This window comes from Amycolatopsis sp. (assembly GCF_035546795.1).
Lineage (GTDB): Bacteria > Actinomycetota > Actinomycetes > Mycobacteriales > Pseudonocardiaceae > Amycolatopsis_E.
This window is the reverse complement of record NZ_DASZWC010000016.1, coordinates 174,509-189,853: the sequence shown is the minus strand read 5'-3', so window position 1 is coordinate 189,853 and position 15,345 is coordinate 174,509. Positions and strand designations below refer to the sequence as shown.

At 68.0% G+C, this 15,345-nt stretch carries 15 protein-coding genes; 8 read left to right on the top strand and 7 right to left on the bottom strand.

The window, feature by feature from the left end; translation table 11 throughout:
* The first annotated feature begins 14 nt into the window (after positions 1–14).
* Entirely contained in the window at positions 15–647 is a 633-nt protein-coding gene (locus tag VHD82_RS11750; protein ID WP_325701051.1) for a winged helix-turn-helix transcriptional regulator, read from the top strand.
* Between the two features lie 28 nt (positions 648–675).
* Here the strand turns inward: VHD82_RS11750 and VHD82_RS11745 are convergent, their stop codons facing one another.
* Entirely contained in the window at positions 676–1,083 is a 408-nt protein-coding gene (locus VHD82_RS11745) for an NUDIX domain-containing protein (protein ID WP_325701048.1), read from the bottom strand.
* 634 nt (positions 1,084–1,717) lie between these two features.
* Here VHD82_RS11745 and VHD82_RS11740 point away from each other — a divergent pair.
* Positions 1,718–3,256, top strand: coding sequence for an IS1096 element passenger TnpR family protein (locus VHD82_RS11740; protein ID WP_325701045.1), 1,539 nt, complete (start codon positions 1,718–1,720; stop codon positions 3,254–3,256).
* On the opposite strand, the gene VHD82_RS11735 is transcribed toward VHD82_RS11740, so the two are convergent.
* On the bottom strand, positions 3,216–3,689 hold the full coding sequence (locus VHD82_RS11735; protein WP_325701042.1) for a MarR family winged helix-turn-helix transcriptional regulator: 474 nt from the start codon (positions 3,687–3,689) through the stop codon (positions 3,216–3,218). The genes VHD82_RS11740 and VHD82_RS11735 overlap by 41 nt on opposite strands.
* Before the next feature lie 143 nt (positions 3,690–3,832).
* On the opposite strand from VHD82_RS11735, the gene VHD82_RS11730 reads away from it, so the two are divergent.
* Positions 3,833–4,780, top strand: coding sequence for an alpha/beta hydrolase (locus VHD82_RS11730; protein ID WP_325701038.1), 948 nt, complete (start codon positions 3,833–3,835; stop codon positions 4,778–4,780).
* A 47-nt stretch (positions 4,781–4,827) separates the two neighbouring features.
* Here the strand turns inward: VHD82_RS11730 and VHD82_RS11725 are convergent, their stop codons facing one another.
* Positions 4,828–5,787 carry a nucleoside hydrolase gene (locus VHD82_RS11725; protein ID WP_325701035.1) on the bottom strand — a complete coding sequence of 320 codons (960 nt, stop codon included), beginning with the start codon at positions 5,785–5,787 and terminating at the stop codon, positions 4,828–4,830.
* Positions 5,788–5,823: 36 nt separating this feature from the next.
* Here VHD82_RS11725 and VHD82_RS11720 point away from each other — a divergent pair, with 36 nt between their 5' ends.
* Together VHD82_RS11720 and VHD82_RS11715 are read left to right on the top strand one after the other, a co-directional pair.
* Complete coding sequence (locus VHD82_RS11720; RefSeq protein WP_325701032.1) at positions 5,824–6,579, top strand: acyltransferase; 756 nt, start codon at positions 5,824–5,826, stop codon at positions 6,577–6,579.
* A gap of 9 nt (positions 6,580–6,588) precedes the next feature.
* A complete protein-coding gene (locus VHD82_RS11715; RefSeq protein WP_325701030.1) occupies positions 6,589–7,521 on the top strand; it encodes a DUF2332 domain-containing protein in 933 nt (310 codons plus the stop codon).
* Here VHD82_RS11715 and VHD82_RS11710 read toward each other — a convergent pair.
* Both VHD82_RS11710 and VHD82_RS11705 read right to left on the bottom strand, forming a co-directional pair.
* Positions 7,508–8,026, bottom strand: coding sequence for an NADPH-dependent FMN reductase (locus VHD82_RS11710; RefSeq protein WP_325701028.1), 519 nt, complete (start codon positions 8,024–8,026; stop codon positions 7,508–7,510). The genes VHD82_RS11715 and VHD82_RS11710 overlap by 14 nt on opposite strands.
* A 64-nt stretch (positions 8,027–8,090) precedes the next feature.
* The gene (locus VHD82_RS11705) at positions 8,091–9,518 is read right to left on the bottom strand and encodes a short-chain fatty acyl-CoA regulator family protein (RefSeq protein ID WP_325701024.1); all 1,428 of its coding nucleotides are present in this window, start codon (positions 9,516–9,518) and stop codon (positions 8,091–8,093) included.
* A gap of 224 nt (positions 9,519–9,742) precedes the next feature.
* Between VHD82_RS11705 and aceA the strand changes: the two genes are divergently transcribed.
* The 3 genes from aceA (at position 9,743) to VHD82_RS11690 (ending at position 13,322) form a co-directional block, all read left to right on the top strand.
* Positions 9,743–11,020 (top strand): isocitrate lyase, encoded by a 1,278-nt coding sequence (aceA, locus tag VHD82_RS11700; protein ID WP_325701021.1) that lies wholly within the window; start codon positions 9,743–9,745, stop codon positions 11,018–11,020.
* Between the two features lie 76 nt (positions 11,021–11,096).
* Entirely contained in the window at positions 11,097–12,692 is a 1,596-nt protein-coding gene (gene aceB / locus VHD82_RS11695; protein ID WP_325701018.1) for a malate synthase A, read from the top strand.
* Between the two features lie 174 nt (positions 12,693–12,866).
* On the top strand, positions 12,867–13,322 hold the full coding sequence (locus VHD82_RS11690; protein WP_325701015.1) for a nuclear transport factor 2 family protein: 456 nt from the start codon (positions 12,867–12,869) through the stop codon (positions 13,320–13,322).
* Positions 13,323–13,575: 253 nt separating this feature from the next.
* Here VHD82_RS11690 and VHD82_RS11685 read toward each other — a convergent pair whose 3' ends face one another.
* Positions 13,576–14,829 carry a glycosyltransferase family 4 protein gene (locus VHD82_RS11685; protein WP_325701012.1) on the bottom strand — a complete coding sequence of 418 codons (1,254 nt, stop codon included), beginning with the start codon at positions 14,827–14,829 and terminating at the stop codon, positions 13,576–13,578.
* A gap of 80 nt (positions 14,830–14,909) precedes the next feature.
* Positions 14,910–15,320, bottom strand: a complete 411-nt coding sequence (locus VHD82_RS11680; RefSeq protein WP_325701009.1) for a hypothetical protein — start codon at positions 15,318–15,320, stop codon at positions 14,910–14,912.
* Positions 15,321–15,345: the final 25 nt, after the last annotated feature.

The window sequence follows — 15,345 nt, the reverse complement described above, 5'->3', positions numbered from 1 at the left end:
CTAAACTTCGGGACATGCGAAGTTACGACGATCCGTGTGGGGTGGCTCGGGCCCTGGATGTGATCGGGGAGCGGTGGGCGCTCCTGGTGGTCCGCGAACTGCTGTTCGGCGCCAAGCGGTTCAGCGACCTGGCGCGTGGGCTGACGGGGATCAGTCAGAATGTTCTGTCGCAACGGTTACGTGAGCTGGAGCAGTCCGGAATCGTCCGTGTTCGCCGGCTTGGCCCGCCCGCGAGTGTGAAGGTTTATGAGCTGACGCAACGTGGCGCCGACCTGGAACCGGTGCTCATCGAACTCGGGCGATGGGGAAGCCGTGAGGTTCTCGGGTCTGCGTCTGAAATGAGTGTGGATGCACTGATTCTGGCTTTGAAGACGACGTTCGACCCTGACAGGGCGGCGGGATTGGCCGGTCGCTTCGACCTGCAGTTCAACAACGATGCGTTCGAGATTGAGATCGAGGAAGGATACTTTCACGCACGGCGGGGAACCGCGGACACTCCCGATGCTGTGCTGGAAGCGGATGTGGTGACTTTGCGTGGGGTCGTCTTCGGCGGGCGCCCGTTCTCAGACTTGCGCATTCACGGAGACCGGGAGTCGGCTCGGCGTTTCTCGAGGTGCTTCCCGCGGCCGGTTTCGGCGGACGCTTGAGATGAGTCTGCTTGGCAGAGATTGCTTATCAAAGATGAGGAAGGAGGAGTTTCAGATCCAGTAAGTGGTCGAAGATGATCTGATCCACTGGGGAGACACGATCACGATCGGCGTGGGTCAGCCATTGCACTTCGGCAATCTCGCTCCGGGCGCTGATGATCCCCGCGTAATCGGCGGTGTAACAGGCCATTCGCACCAGGACGCCATCCTGGTGTCCATGTGCCTGGGCTTCGAACGTGCCGAAATGCCGGGCGCTGCTTGGGGCGACCGTGACGCTCAGCTCTTCGTCGATTTCCCGGATCAGTGTCTCGACGTCGGATTCGCCGGGTTCGCGTTTCCCGCCGGGCAGGTAGAAGACGTCCTTGCCGTGCGAACGGGTGCTCAGGATGGTGCCTTGTTCGAGGTGGATCCAGGCGATCTTGTCTATGAGGCGCACGATCGGATCATAAGCCGACGAGATGACACGCGGCGTCGGGTGCGCGAGCGATGGTTGTAGGAGTGCTTGTCCGGTTCGGACCGTGGTTCGCGGGATGGCCTGGTCCCGGGAGCCGGTTCCTTTGCGGACTGTCTGAGGGGAACGACAAGGGGTTTCTGTTGTGTTGTAACGAACTCGGTAGCCGGTCGCGGCCATTTGCCGTGCCGTACTTGTTGATGAGTTGTCTGGGGGTGTGAGGATGATTCCTGTGGGATGGAAGGAAAGGAGCGACGCGCGCTGACTGTGATTGGAGCGGACTAGCAGTGGCAGTGGCCGGGTGCGGCGGCTGCGACCGTTCGGCGAGTCTCGTGTGCTACCTGGTGTTCGCCGCACGTACACCACATCACGGCCACAACTGGCGAATCGCCGGCCTGGGCTGACCGCGGCATAGTGTGTGTGCTGGTTGTCCACGCCGGATGGTGCGCAGCCGATCGTGCCGACGGTGAACTGATTTCGGCGCCGCGCTAGGGTTCTGGGGGTGACCTCCCAGATCTCCGCCTTGGCCGGCCGGGGGTTGTCGCACGCGGTGAAGCTGACTCGCTGGGTCGGGGAGGGTAAACCCGTTACGGCCAAAGGGGTTCTACGTCCGTCCGAATTGCCTGCGGCCGCTGCCGCACTCGGCGTGCAGGTGCCGGCGAAGGTGCGGACCGCCGCTGACGTCACGCCGATCCACTGGCCGTGGGTGGCAGCCGCGGGTGCCGGGCTGATCGAGGTCGGTGCCGCCAAGGCGGTCGCACGCAGGGTCGACGACGATCCTGCGGAGCTGTGGCTGAAAGGGCTGGACGCGGTGCTGCGCACCGAGTCGCACGACCGGCACCGGCGAGGTGCGGTCACACTGTGCCGCGCCGTGCTGAGAGCGCTTTCCGAGCGGAGCGGTGCTTCCGAGCGGAACGGCCTTTCCGAGCGGGGCGGTCGCTCCGAACGGAGCCTGCACTCCAAGCGAAGCGGTCACCCCGAGCGGGGCGGTCCCTCCGAACAAAGCGGTCCCTCTGAGCGGAACGGCCGTCCCGATCAGGCCGAAGGCCTGATCCCGAAGGTGCGGGCGATCCTGGCGGACTATGAGGACGCCGAGGCGGTTGCGAGTTCGTTCCGGCAGAACGAGGACCTTCCGGTGGCGGACGCCGTGGCGCTGTTGCGGAGTTTTCGGGCGTTGGACAAGGACTCCCGGCTGACGCCGCTGGGGGAGTGGGCGTACCGGCGGTTCGAGCAGCGGGCGCCCGAGGCGGTCACGCCGGACCTGCCAGCGGCCGATCTACTCGCCAGGCTCGCCTCGCTCCCGGAGGACGAGGCGTGGCGGCAGGCGTTGCGCTGGTTCGGTGACCGTCGTCCGGTTTTCGGTGCCGCGCAACTGTTGTACGCCGCGGAGTTCGCGACGCCGGTCGAGCGGGTCGCCGCAGTCGAGGTGGTCGCGGGCTTTGGTGACGAGGTGTTGACCGCTTGGCGGAATTCGTTGCGATATAAGAATTTGCGGGCGCATGCGATGGCCGCGTTGGCTGATTGGGGTGAGGGACGAGGCGTGGACGGGCCGCATTGGCGTTGGCTCGTCGCGGAATATGCGCTGTCCGCGCGGGCGCGGGGTGGTGTCGAGGCTGCCTTCCACTATGTCCGCGACAGCGGCGGCCTGGAGCTGCTCGCCGAGAGTGAGCACACAGGCGCGGCCGACCTACACCGGGAGCTGCTCAAGGCGGACATCCGGGTGCGCGTGCACCAGCTCAAGGTCACACCGGCGGTGGGCGAGCCGCGGCGTGTGCTTGTGCCGGCCGGGGTCACACTTGGCGTGCTGCACGAGATCCTGCGTGTCCTGTTCGGACACGCTGACGGCCACCGTGACCCTGACCGCCACCGTGACGACGAGCCGCACGAGTTCGATGTGGACGGAGTGCCCTACGCCGATCCGTTCGCTGGACTCGTCGACCGCGGCGACGAGCACGAGATCCGGCTTTCCACGGTGTTCCCACGGCCCGGCAACGGGCTGACCTACGTGCGGGCCGTGCGAACCGTGCGGGCCGGCGAGTACAAGATCACCTGCGAGAAGATCGCCGACCCGGATCCCGAACTGACCTACCCGGTCTGCCGGGCAGGCGACGAACGGCTCAACCGGCGGCTTGCCGCGCTTCGGCTTCCGCAGCCCTGACCTGGTAGTCGTTGACCGAATCGGTCAGCCGACGCAGGGTTTCCCGCAGCTCATCGAGCCCGGCCTGGTCCAGGCCCATCGCGTCGCCGACCACGACCGGCAGCGGGATCGCCTTCCTGCTCAGTGCCGAACCTTCCTCGGTGAGCGTGATACTCACCGAGCGTTCGTCCTCGCTGCGGCGTTCGCGGCGGATCAGGCCGGACTTCTCCAGCCGCTTGAGCAACGGCGACAGCGTGCCGGAGTCGAGGCTCAACGCCGTACCGAGGTCCTTCACCTGGCTGCTGCCCTGTTCCCAAAGCACCAGCATCACCAGGTACTGCGGGTAGGTCAGGCCCAGTTCATCGAGCAGCGGCCGGTACAGCGAGGTGACCGCGCGCGAAGCCGCATACAGCGCAAAGCACACCTGATCGTTGAGCTTCGGTGCGGTTGCCATCCCCTCATTCTGCCGTTCGATCTCCACGAGGGCCCTCCGAGGTGTCCCAAATCTCATTGAGTCCAATTCAGTTGTGCACAACTTAATTGGGTACTACCTTCAGTGTCAGCCGGTTAGACGCCGCATACCCCGAGGAGATCGACATGACAGCCAACCCGCGGAACCTCGCACTGGAACCCGCCGCACAGGCCTTCGCCGAGGCCACGGCGAACCCGCCCTATCTCTACGACCTCGGCCCGGTCGACGGCCGCAAGACGGTGGACGAGGTGCAGTCGGGCGAGATCGAGAAGCCGGATGTCGACATCGAGGACACCACGGTCGCCGACGTGCCGGTACGGATCCTGCGCCCGAAGGGTGCGACCGGCGCGCTGCCCGTGATCGTCTACATCCACGGCGCCGGCTGGGTGTTCGGCAACGAGCACACCCACGACCGGCTCGTCCGCGAGCTGGCTGTCGGCGTCGGCGCCGCCGTCGTGTTCCCGAAGTACAGCCTCTCACCCGAGGCGCGATACCCGGTCGCGATCGAGCAGAACTACGCCATCGCGAAGTGGGTTGCCGAGCACGGCGAGGAGAAGAACCTCGACACCGGCCGCATCGCGATCGCCGGGGATTCCGTTGGGGGCAACATGACCGCCGCGGCCACGATCTTGGCCAAGCAGCGCGGCGACGTCCACTTCGCCCAGCAGGTGCTGTTCTACCCGGTGACCGACGCGAACTTCGACACCGGCTCGTACGAGGAGTTCGCCGACGGCTACTTCCTCAGCCGCACCGGCATGAAGTGGTTCTGGGACCAGTACACGACCGACGAGAAACAGCGCGCGGAGATCACGGCTTCCCCGTTGCGCGCTTCGCTGGAGGAGCTGGCGGGGCTACCGCCGGCGCTCGTGATCACCGGCGAGGCCGACGTCCTTCGCGACGAAGGTGAGGCGTACGCGGCGAAGCTGCGTCAAGCGGGCGTTGCGGTCACGGCGGTGCGGTACCAGGGAATCATCCACGACTTCGTGATGCTCAACGCCCTGCGCGAGACCCACGCCGCCGAGGCGGCGATCACCCAGGCGATCGGCGTGCTCCGCGGCGCGCTGTCCGCCTGAGTCACAGTCGTGGGCCCGGATCGCAGGGGTATCCGGGCCCACGACTTTCAGCGGGCCAGCCGCCCGAGCACGAACTCACCGAGCGCGTCCACATCGGTGTCCACGGCCACTTCGACCGTGCCGGGGGCGACGCCGCCTTCGCCCTCGCCGCGCATCGCCGGCCGCCGCCGGTCCACGAGGGTGGCCCCGCGGCCGGGGCCGAACGAGCATTCGACCTCGACGGGATAAGCCTCGGTCTCGAGGATGCCCGGACTGATCGCCTCCGCGACCGCCACCGCGTCATGCAGGACGATCCCGTCCCAGCCCAGCGAACGGCGGTACGAAGCCAGATAGTCCGGGGTCAGCGCGTCGAGCGCGGCGCCGATCGGGGAGGCGGCCGCGAGCTTGGCCAGCCAGGCGGTGTCCACAGCGCATTTGTACGTCAGGTCGAGCGGCACCATCACGCACGGCACGTTCTCCTCGACGAGCACGCGCCGCGCGGCCTCGGGGTCGCTCCAGATGTTGAACTCCGCCGCCGACGTGCTGTTGCCGCGGTCGACCCCGCCGCCCATCAGCACGATCCGGCCGATCTTCTCCCGCACGTCCGGGTACGCGGCCAGCAGCAGCGCGATGTTGGTGAGCGGGCCGATCGGGGCGATGGTGACCGGTTCGTCGGCCGCTTCCAGCAGCGAAACCAGCAACCGCACCGCGCCCCCCGGTTCGAGCTCGCGTTCGGGGTCCGGCAGCGCCGCCGACCGGCCGGACAGCCCGTCGGACCCGTGCACGTGCCCGGCGCGCGCCGGCTGCGGATGGACCAGCGGCCGAGCCGCGCCTGCCGCCACCGGCACATCGGAGCGGCCGCACAGCTCCAGCACCCGAAGCGCGTTGCGCGTGGTGGCATCGAGCCCGACGTTGCCGAACACCGTCGTGACCCCGAGCAGTTCGACGTCTTCGCTCAAGGCCGCCAGCGCGATCGCGAAGGCGTCGTCCACGCCGGGATCGGTGTCGATGATCAGCTTCGTCCCCATGCTTCTCCTTCGCCGGTTGCTCGGTACCGTCAACCTATGACATCGATGTGGGGAGCGCCGCTGGTTTCCCGGGCGGCAGCGTGGCGGCGCGCGCGGCGGGACCCTCGGCAGGCGCGTTTCCTGACCGCCGATTCGCTGCGCTGGGTACTGCGCAACCGCGCGTACACGCCCTGGTATCTCGTCCGGTACTGGCGGCTGCTGAAGTTCCGGGTCGCCAACCCGCACATCATCCTGCGGGGCATGGTGTTCCTGGGCAAGGACGTCGAGATCCACTGCCGCCCCGGCTACGGCCGGCTGGAGATCGGCCGCTGGGTGCACATCGGCGACGGCAACGCCATCCGCTGCCACGAGGGTTCGCTACGCATCGGCGACAAGGCGGTGTTCGGCAGGCAGAACGTGGTCAACGGCTACCTGGACATCGAGCTGGGCGCGGCCACGCTCGTCGCGGACTGGGTCTACATCTGCGACTTCGACCACGTCACCAGCGACATCAACCTGCCGATCAAGGACCAGGGCATCGTCAAGTCGCCGGTGCGGATCGGGCCGGACACGTGGATCGGCACGAAGGTCTCGGTGCTCAAGGGCACCCGCGTCGGCCGGGGCTGCGTGCTGGGCGCGCACGCCGTGGTGCGCGGCGACATCCCGGACTACGCGATCGCGGTCGGCTCGCCGGCGCGCGTGGTGCGCGACCGCAAGGCCGACTACGAGGCCGACGCCGAACGCCGTGAAGCGATCAAGGACATGGCCCGTAAGGCGAACAAGGCGTTGCAGAAGACGTTGGAGCAGGGCTAGGACGGGTCCGTGACCGAGCCGATCGTTCGCGTGTACACCCGGTTCGCCGAGGTCGAGGCTCCGCCGAAGTCCCGGGTGTACGCCGACGTGGCGGCGCGCGTCGCGGACGACCCACGGATGCTCGGGTTCCTCGCCGAGCTGCCGCCGCAGAAGTGGCAGCCGAACCTGTTTTTCAGTGCGGTGCAGTATTTGTGCGGGCCGGTTCCGGACTGGCCCTGGTTCCGCACCCGGTTCGCCGAGCGTACGGACGAGATCCGCGAAGTGATGCTCGCACGCCGGACGCAGACGAACGAGCCCGCCCGTTGCGCGACACTGCTCCCCGCGCTCGCGCAGCTGCCGCAACCCTTGGCGCTGCTGGAAGTCGGCGCCTCGGCCGGGCTGTGTCTGCAGCCCGACCGGTACGGCTACGACTACGGCCGCGTCACCATTCCCGGCCCGCTCACGCTGCGCTGCCACGCCAACGACGCGACGCCGCTGCCGTCCCGCACGCCCGAAGTGGTCTGGCGGGCGGGTCTTGACCTCAACCCCGTCGACGTGACGAACGCCGACGACTGCGCCTGGCTGGAGGCGCTGATCTGGCCTGGCGAGGAGGAACGGCTGCCGAGGCTCCGGGCCGCGCTGGAGCTGGCCAAGCAGGATCCGCCGCCGGTGCGCCGGGGCGACCTGCGCGCGGATTTCGCTTCACTGGCAAGGGAAGCGCCGCGCGACGCCACGCTCGTGGTGTTCCACACCGCCGTGCTCATCTACGTCCGTGAGGCCGCGGAGCGAGTGGCCTTCGCCGAATCCGTGCGTGCCGCGGGCGCGGTGTGGCTGGCCAACGAGGCGAGCCCGGTGATCCCCGGCGTCGAGATCGAAGACCATCCGGCCGATTTCCTGCTGGCCCGCGACGGGCGCCCACTGGGGTGGACGGATTCGCACGGCACCTGGATCAACTGGCTTTAGCCAGCGTGGCCACCGCCGCGGCGATCGCCTCGCGCGCCGCCGGGTCCTGTACGAGGCCGTCTTCGCCGAGCGACGTGCGGCCGACGGGGATGTGCACGCAGGCGTCCTCGACGATCCGCACGTTCAGGTAGCCCAGGACGATCCGCAACGACGCGTGCGCGTTGGCCGCGCCGGTGGCCGCCCACGAGGCGTTGATCCACCCGACCGGCTTGTCCTGCATTGTTTCCGCGCCGACCGACCAGTCGAGCAGGTTCTTGAACGAGCCCGGCAATGCGCCCGCATACTCCGGCGTGCAGATCAGCACGGCATCCGCCGCGGTGAGGCGGGCGCGCAAGTCGGCCACCGCGGGGTGCAGCGGCTCGTGGTCGTCGTCGGGGTTGAAAGGCGGGAGTTCGCCAAGCTTCGTGTAGGCGTCGATGTCCTCCTGTGCCAGCGCTTTCGCCGTCCGCAACACCGCGGCGTTGGTCGAGCCGTCCCGCAGACTCCCGCACACACTGAGGATCACGAATCCAACCCTACCCACCCGTCGCCCACCACCACCTTCAACGGAGACGCTTCGCGCCGCTTGCCTAGCCTTTGGGGACGGCCGGGTAGGGCACGAACGTCGACGTGTTCTCGTCCACCGTCAGCTGTTTGCCGATCGTCGGGAACGCGCGCTGCGGGCAGGCAGGCCGGTCGCACACCTTGCAGCCCATGCCGATCGGCGTGGCCGCGGCGCGGTCGTCGAGATCCAGGCCCTGCGAATACACCAGCCGCCGCGCGTGCCGGAGTTCGCAGCCGAGCCCGACGCTGAACATCTTGCCCGGGCTGCCGTAGCCGCCGATGTTGCGCTGGATCGTGCGCGCGACCCAGAAGTAGCTCTTGCCGTCCGGCAGCGTCGCGATCTGCGTGATGATCTTGCCCGGCGCGGTGAACGCCTCGTAGATGTTCCACAGCGGGCAGGCACCGCCGACCCGCGAGAAGTGGAAACCGGCGGCGGACTGCCGTTTCGACATGTTGCCTGCCCGGTCCACCCGCACGAACGAGAACGGCACCCCGCGCATTTTGGGGCGCTGCAAGGTGGACAGCCGGTGGCAGACCGTCTCGAACCCGACGCCGAAATGATCGCAGAGCCGCTCGATGTCGTAGCGGCACTGCTCGGCCGTGGACAGGAACGGGCCGTACGGGAGGATCAGCGCGCCCGCGAAGTAGTTCGCCAGCCCCACCCTGGCCAGTGAGCGCGCGGCCGGTCCGGAGAACGCCCACGAGTCGGCGAGTTCGGTGATCAGGTCGTCGTACTCCAGCAACGCGATCTGCGAAGCCATCCGGAACGCCCGCTGCCCGATGCGCAGGCTCGGCGCCATCCGCAGGATGCGCGACCCGGGTTCGTACTTGTGCTGCTGGCCGCGCGCCTCGTCGATGCCTTCGCTGGTGACCTGCACGCCGTAGTGGTCGGTCAGGCGATCCTGCAGGGTCCGGTGCACCCCGCCACGGCGAAGATCGATGTCACCCGCCATCTTTTCGGCGCGCTCGTCCAGCTCGGCCACGTAGTTCTCGCGCTCGTAGAAGAAGTCCCGGACCTCCTCGTGCGGCAGCGGAGCGGCGGCGCTGCCATGCATGCCCATGCCGTTCTCGGTGACCAGCGCGGCCGTGGCCTCGACGGTGTTGCGGTAGTTGCGATGCAGCTTCACCAGCGCCTGCGCGATGCCCGGCAGGTTCGTCGCCAGCTCGTTGAGCTCGCTGGTGGTGGCCTCCACCCCGACGGTCTCGTCCAGCAGCGCTTCCTTCACGTCGGCGACCAGCCGCGCGGCGTCGTTGTTGGCGAAGAACTCGGTGTCCACACCGAACGCTTCGGTGATGCGAAGTAGCACTGGAACGGTCAAGGGCCGGGCGTTGTGTTCGATCTGGTTGAGGTAGCTGGGGCTGATTTCCAGCAAACGTGCCGCGTCCGCCTGGCTCATCGAGCGGCTCTCGCGGAGATGGCGCAGCTTCGCGCCGGCGAAAGTCTTGTCTGCCATCGGCCCTCCCGTCGGAGATCTTTCAGCCCGTACCGATCAAGAAACCGGTTCAGTCGTCAAGATTTCGTCGCGCTGCGAACCCCGTGTTCGCAACCTTCACAACATGCTACGGGAAATTTTACAGAAATTGGCAAATTGGAGCTGTGGCGATGTTTCCGCAGGCCATGTCATGGTCATTGGCAGACAGCGAGTCGTCGCAAAGTTCGCAAAGGTGGAGACATCTCATGGCAGAGAACCTCGAGCAGGCAGCCGCAGAGCTGGCCAGGCAGTGGGAGACCGACCCCCGGTGGAAGGGTGTCAACCGGACCTACAGCGCGGCCGACGTGATCAAGCTGCGTGGCAGTGTGGTCGAGGAGCACACGCTGGCGCGCCGTGGCGCGGAGCGGCTGTGGCAGCTGCTGCACAGTGAGGACTACGTCCACGCGCTGGGTGCGCTCACCGGTAACCAGGCGGTGCAGCAGGTCCGCGCCGGCCTCAAGGCGATCTACCTGTCCGGCTGGCAGGTCGCGGCCGACGCCAACCTCTCCGGCCAGACCTACCCGGACCAGAGCCTCTACCCGGCCAACTCGGTGCCCGCCGTGGTCCGCCGCATCAACAACGCGCTCGGCCGCGCCGACCAGATCAACTGGGCCGAGGGCAACAGCGACATCGACTGGTACGCCCCGATCGTCGCCGACGCCGAGGCCGGTTTCGGTGGCCCGCTCAACGCTTTCGAGCTGATGAAGGGCATGATCGCCGCCGGCGCCGCGGGTGTGCACTGGGAGGACCAGCTCGCGTCCGAGAAGAAGTGCGGTCACCTCGGTGGCAAGGTGCTGATCCCGACCAAGCAGCACGAGCGCACCCTCAACGCCGCGCGCCTCGCCGCGGACGTGCTGAACGTGCCGACCCTGGTGGTCGCCCGCACCGACGCGCAGGCCGCGACGCTGCTGACCAGCGACGTCGACGAACGGGACCGCAAGTTCCTGACCGGTGGCCGCACCTCGGAGGGCTTCTACGAGGTCACCAACGGCATCGAGCCGTGCATCGACCGCGGGCTGGCCTACGCCGAGTACGCCGACCTGCTGTGGATGGAGACCTCCGAGCCCGACCTCGAGGTGGCCCGCCGCTACGCCGAAGCGATCAAGGCGAAGTACCCGGACCAGATGCTGGCCTACAACTGCTCGCCGTCGTTCAACTGGAAGAAGCACCTGGACGACGCGACGATCGCCAAGTTCCAGCGCGAGCTGGGGCACATGGGCTACAAGTTCCAGTTCATCACGCTGGCCGGTTTCCACGCGCTGAACTACTCGATGTTCGACCTGGCGCACGGCTACGCCCGCGAGGGCATGACCGCCTACGTCGACCTGCAGGAGCGCGAGTTCGCTTCGGAGGAGCGGGGCTACACCGCCACGAAGCACCAGCGCGAGGTCGGCACCGGCTGGTTCGACCTGGTTTCCACCGCGCTGAACCCGGAGAGCTCGACCACCGCGCTCAAGGGTTCCACCGAGGAAGCCCAGTTCTGAGGTAGCGAACGGCCGGCGTCTCCACGTTGGAGGCGCCGGCCGCACCGCCCGCCGCGCAAGCCGAAGAGAGGTAGTCATGTTCACGTCCCGGATCGACGTCGCCGGTCCCCGCGGGGAGCGGTTCGACGAAATTCTCACCCCGGCCGCGGTGGACTTCATCGCCAAGCTGGACAACGCTTTCGCCGGCCGCCGCCGCGAACTGCTGGACGCGCGGCGCCGTCGCCGGGAGGAGCTCGCCTCGGGTGAGCGGCCGCTGGACTTCCTGCCCGAGACCCGCTGGATCCGCAACGATCCCTCGTGGCAGATCGCCCCGCCCGCGCCCGGTCTGGAGGACCGCCGGGTGGAGATCACCGGCCCCACCGACCGGAAGATGACGGTGAACGCGCTGAACTCGGGCGCCCGCGTGTGGCTGGCCGACTTCGAGGACGCGACCTCACCGACGTGGCAGAACATCATCGGCGGTCAGCTGAACCTGTTCGACGCGATCCGCCGCAACATCGACTTCGAGTCGAACGGCAAGCGTTACGCCATCGGCGACGCCCCGGCGACCATCGTCGCCCGCCCGCGCGGCTGGCACCTGGTGGAGAAGCACATCCGCATCGACGGCCGCCCGGTTTCGGCGAGCCTGGTCGACTTCGGGCTGTACTTCTTCCACAACGCCCGCCAGCTGCTGGCGCGGGGCAGCGGACCGTACTTCTACCTGCCCAAGTTGGAAAGCCACCTCGAAGCCCGGCTGTGGAACGACGTTTTCCGGCTGGCGCAACAGGAACTGGGCATTCCGCAGGGCACCGTCCGGGCCACCGTGCTGATCGAGACGATCACCGCCGCGTTCGAGATGGACGAGATCCTCTACGAGCTGCGCGAGCACGCCGCCGGGCTGAACGCGGGCCGCTGGGACTACATCTTCTCGATCATCAAGAACTTCGCCGACCACGGTGCGGACTTCGTGCTGCCGGACCGCGCGCAGGTGACCATGACGGTGCCGTTCATGCGCGCGTACACCGAGTTGCTCGTGAGCACCTGCCACAAGCGTGGGGCGCACGCGATCGGCGGGATGGCGGCGTTCATTCCGAGCAAGGACCCGGAGGTCAACGCCAACGCGCTGGAGAAGGTGCGTCAGGACAAGGAACGCGAGGCCGGCGACGGGTTCGACGGTTCCTGGGTCGCGCACCCCGGGCTGGTCCCGGTGTGCGAGAGCGTGTTCACCGAAACCCTCGGCGGCTGGCCGAACCAGCTCGGCCGGCTGCGCGACGATGTCGAGGTGACCGCCGAAGACCTGCTGAACGTGGCGAGCGCCGGTGGTGAGGTGACGGAGAAGGGCTTGCGCGCCAACATCAACGTCGGCCTGCGCTACGTCGACTCGTGGCTGCGGGGCACCGGTGCCGCGGCCATCGCCAACCTCATGGAGGACGCCGCGACGGCCGAGATCGCCCGTTGCCAGGTCTGGCAGTGGATCCGCAACGGCACGAAGCTCGAGGACGGTACGGCTGTCACCGCGGAGCTCGTGCACGGGTGGCTGGACGAGGAGCTGGCCGAAGTCCGGGCGGACCTGGGAGAAGGCAACCGGCTCGACGACGCCAGGGCGATCTTCGTGGAGACCGCGCTCGGTGAGAAGCTGCCCGGCTTCCTCACCACGGGTGCGTACGCGCGGTACCTGACCGATTTGCACTGACCCCGTTTTCCCTCCCTCCTGACAGGGAAAACGGCTCGCGCTGATCTCTGGCCGGACAGCGCGCGGAAGGCCCGGTGGGAACCCCCAACTTCCCACCGGGCTGTTTTCGTGCTGGCGCGGAGAACGTTGGTTCTCTACGATGGCGGAGAACCCACGTTCTCTTGGAGGTCCGCGATGAGCCGCCCGCCTTTTCCGCCGTTCGACGAGACGACCGCCGCGCAGAAGGTGCAGGCGGCGGAGGATGCCTGGAACACCCGCGACCCGGAGAAGGTCGCGCTCGCGTACACGGAGGATTCCGTGTGGCGCAACAGGGACCAGCACGTCGTCGGTCGCGCGGCCATCGTACGGTTTCTGACGGCGAAGTGGGAGCGAGAGCTGGATTACGCGCTGCGCAAGGAACTCTGGGGCTTTCGCCGGAACCGCATCGCGGTGCGCTTCCAGTACGAGTGTCATGACGCGTCCGGGCAGTGGTACCGCAGTTATGGGAACGAGCTGTGGGAGTTCTCGGAGGACGGGTTGATGCGCCGTCGTGAGGCGAGCATCAACGACGTCCGCATCGAGGCCGGCGAACGGCGGATTTTCGGGCCTCGCCCGGAGGGGGAGCGGGGTGCGGTGTTGCCGGTGTTTTGAGGGTCGGTGCGCACCGCGCACCGACCCCGGAGTGGATGACACCCCACTCCTTCCCAGTCATGCTGGGACCGGCGGCTGAGCCACGGGCCCTTGTCATCCTGGAGCCTGCCCTCTCCGGCGAGCAGTTTTTTCCTTGCGTGGCAATGGTTGCGCTGCGATAGCAACGACACGTCGACCGCGGCGGGCGCTAAGGATCTGTTCGGTGGCGGGGTGACGGTGTGGGTTGCGTTGCCGGGCGGCGTGCGCGTGGGCCTTAGGGCTTGAAGGCGTTCCCCGTCGGGATCTTCGGTCTGGCCAGTTCGCCGTGGTCTGCGGCCCGGGCGCGGCGGTAGACCTCGGCGGTGGCTTCGGCGATGCGGGCCCAGTCGAAGTCCACCGACAGGCGGGCGCGGGCGGTGCGGGCGCGGCGGCGGGCGGATTTTCGGTCCCGTAGCACGGAATCCACCGCCGTCTGCAGTCCCGCGACGTCACCGGGGGCGAAAGCCAGCCCGGTGATCCCGTCGATCACCACCTCGCCGAGCCCACCCGCGGTGGAGGCGATCAGCGGAGCCTCGGAGGCAGCCGCCTCCAATGCGACGATGCCGAAGGGTTCGTAGCGGCTTGGCAGTACGACGGCATCGGCGGCGGCGAGCGCGGCCCGGAGTTCCCTGTCCGGCAGGTGCCCGGCGAAATGCACGGCGCGGCGGATACGGAGTTTCCGCGCCTGCTCGACGAGCGGCTCCAGATGCCGTCCGCGCCCGGCGACGACGACCCGGGCGCCCGGGTGTTCGCGGCGGATCTGGGGGAGGGCGGCCAGCAGGTCCTGCACCCCTTTTTCCCATTCCAGACGGCCGAAATACAACAACAACGGCTCGCCCTTCGGGCTGTACCGGGCGCGGGCGGCGGTGATCTCGGCCTGTGGCACCCGCCAGCCGCGTTCCTCGATGCCGTTGTGGATGACGGTGACCGCCTCGGGCTCCAGGTCGAACAGGCCGGCGACCTCGGTGCGCATCGCCTGTGAACAGGTGATCAGCTCGTCGGCGCGGTTCGCCAGCCACCATTCCGCGGAGTGCACCTGCTGGTTGAGCGGATGCGACAACCAGCCCGAATGCCGGCCGGCCTCGGTCGCGTGGATGGTGCCGACCAGTGGCTTCCCGCTGGTCTCGGCGAGCGCGATCGCGGGGTGGGCGACCAGCCAGTCGTGCGCGTGCACCACGTCCGGCTGCCAGGTGCGGAACAGGTTCAGCCCGGCGCGCACCATCGCGTGCCCCATCGCCAGTGTCCAGGCGACCAGGTCCTGCTCGAACGTCACGTGCATCGGGTCCTCGGCGACCCGGATGACCCGCACCCCGTCGACCATCCGGTCGGTGGTGGGGTGGGTGTGCGCGTCCGTGCCCGAGACGTGCCGGCACAGCACGACGACCTCGTGCCCGTCCTTCGCCAGGTGTCGGGCCAGGGCGTGCACGTGGCGGGCGAGCCCGCCCACCACGACCGGTGGGTACTCCCAGGAGACCATCAGCACGCGCATGAGCGAAGGTTACTCACTAGTCAACTTCGCCGGGCAATGGCCGAGGGACACGAATCCGGGGATCGTGACCCAGGTCACCCTTACAGCACGAGCAACCCGAACACGCTCGAATAGGCGGAGGCGTACACGGCGGTTTCCGGGTGGTACACGCGCAAGGTCAGCTGCGCCGAGACGCTGAAGCTCAGATTGATACTGAACAGCCCGTTGGGGCGGCACGAGCCGGTGCTCAGATCGACCCAGACCCCGGCCTGCAGGCTCTGCACGATCACCGGCTCGGCCCCGCCGTCCATTCGGGAGGCGGCGGACTCGTCCAGTCCACCACTGATCTTCACCTTCTCGCCGACGCGCACCCGGTCCTTGTCGGCCTTGGCGTGCACGTGGATTTTCGACTTGGGCGCCGCCGGGGTCGCGGTGGCGGCGGGTGCGGCGGCCAGCATCGTGCAGCCGACCAGCAGCGCCACCAGCAACCTGCGAAAGCTCGATCCGTTCATGGACGAAGTGGAGCATCCCAGCGCC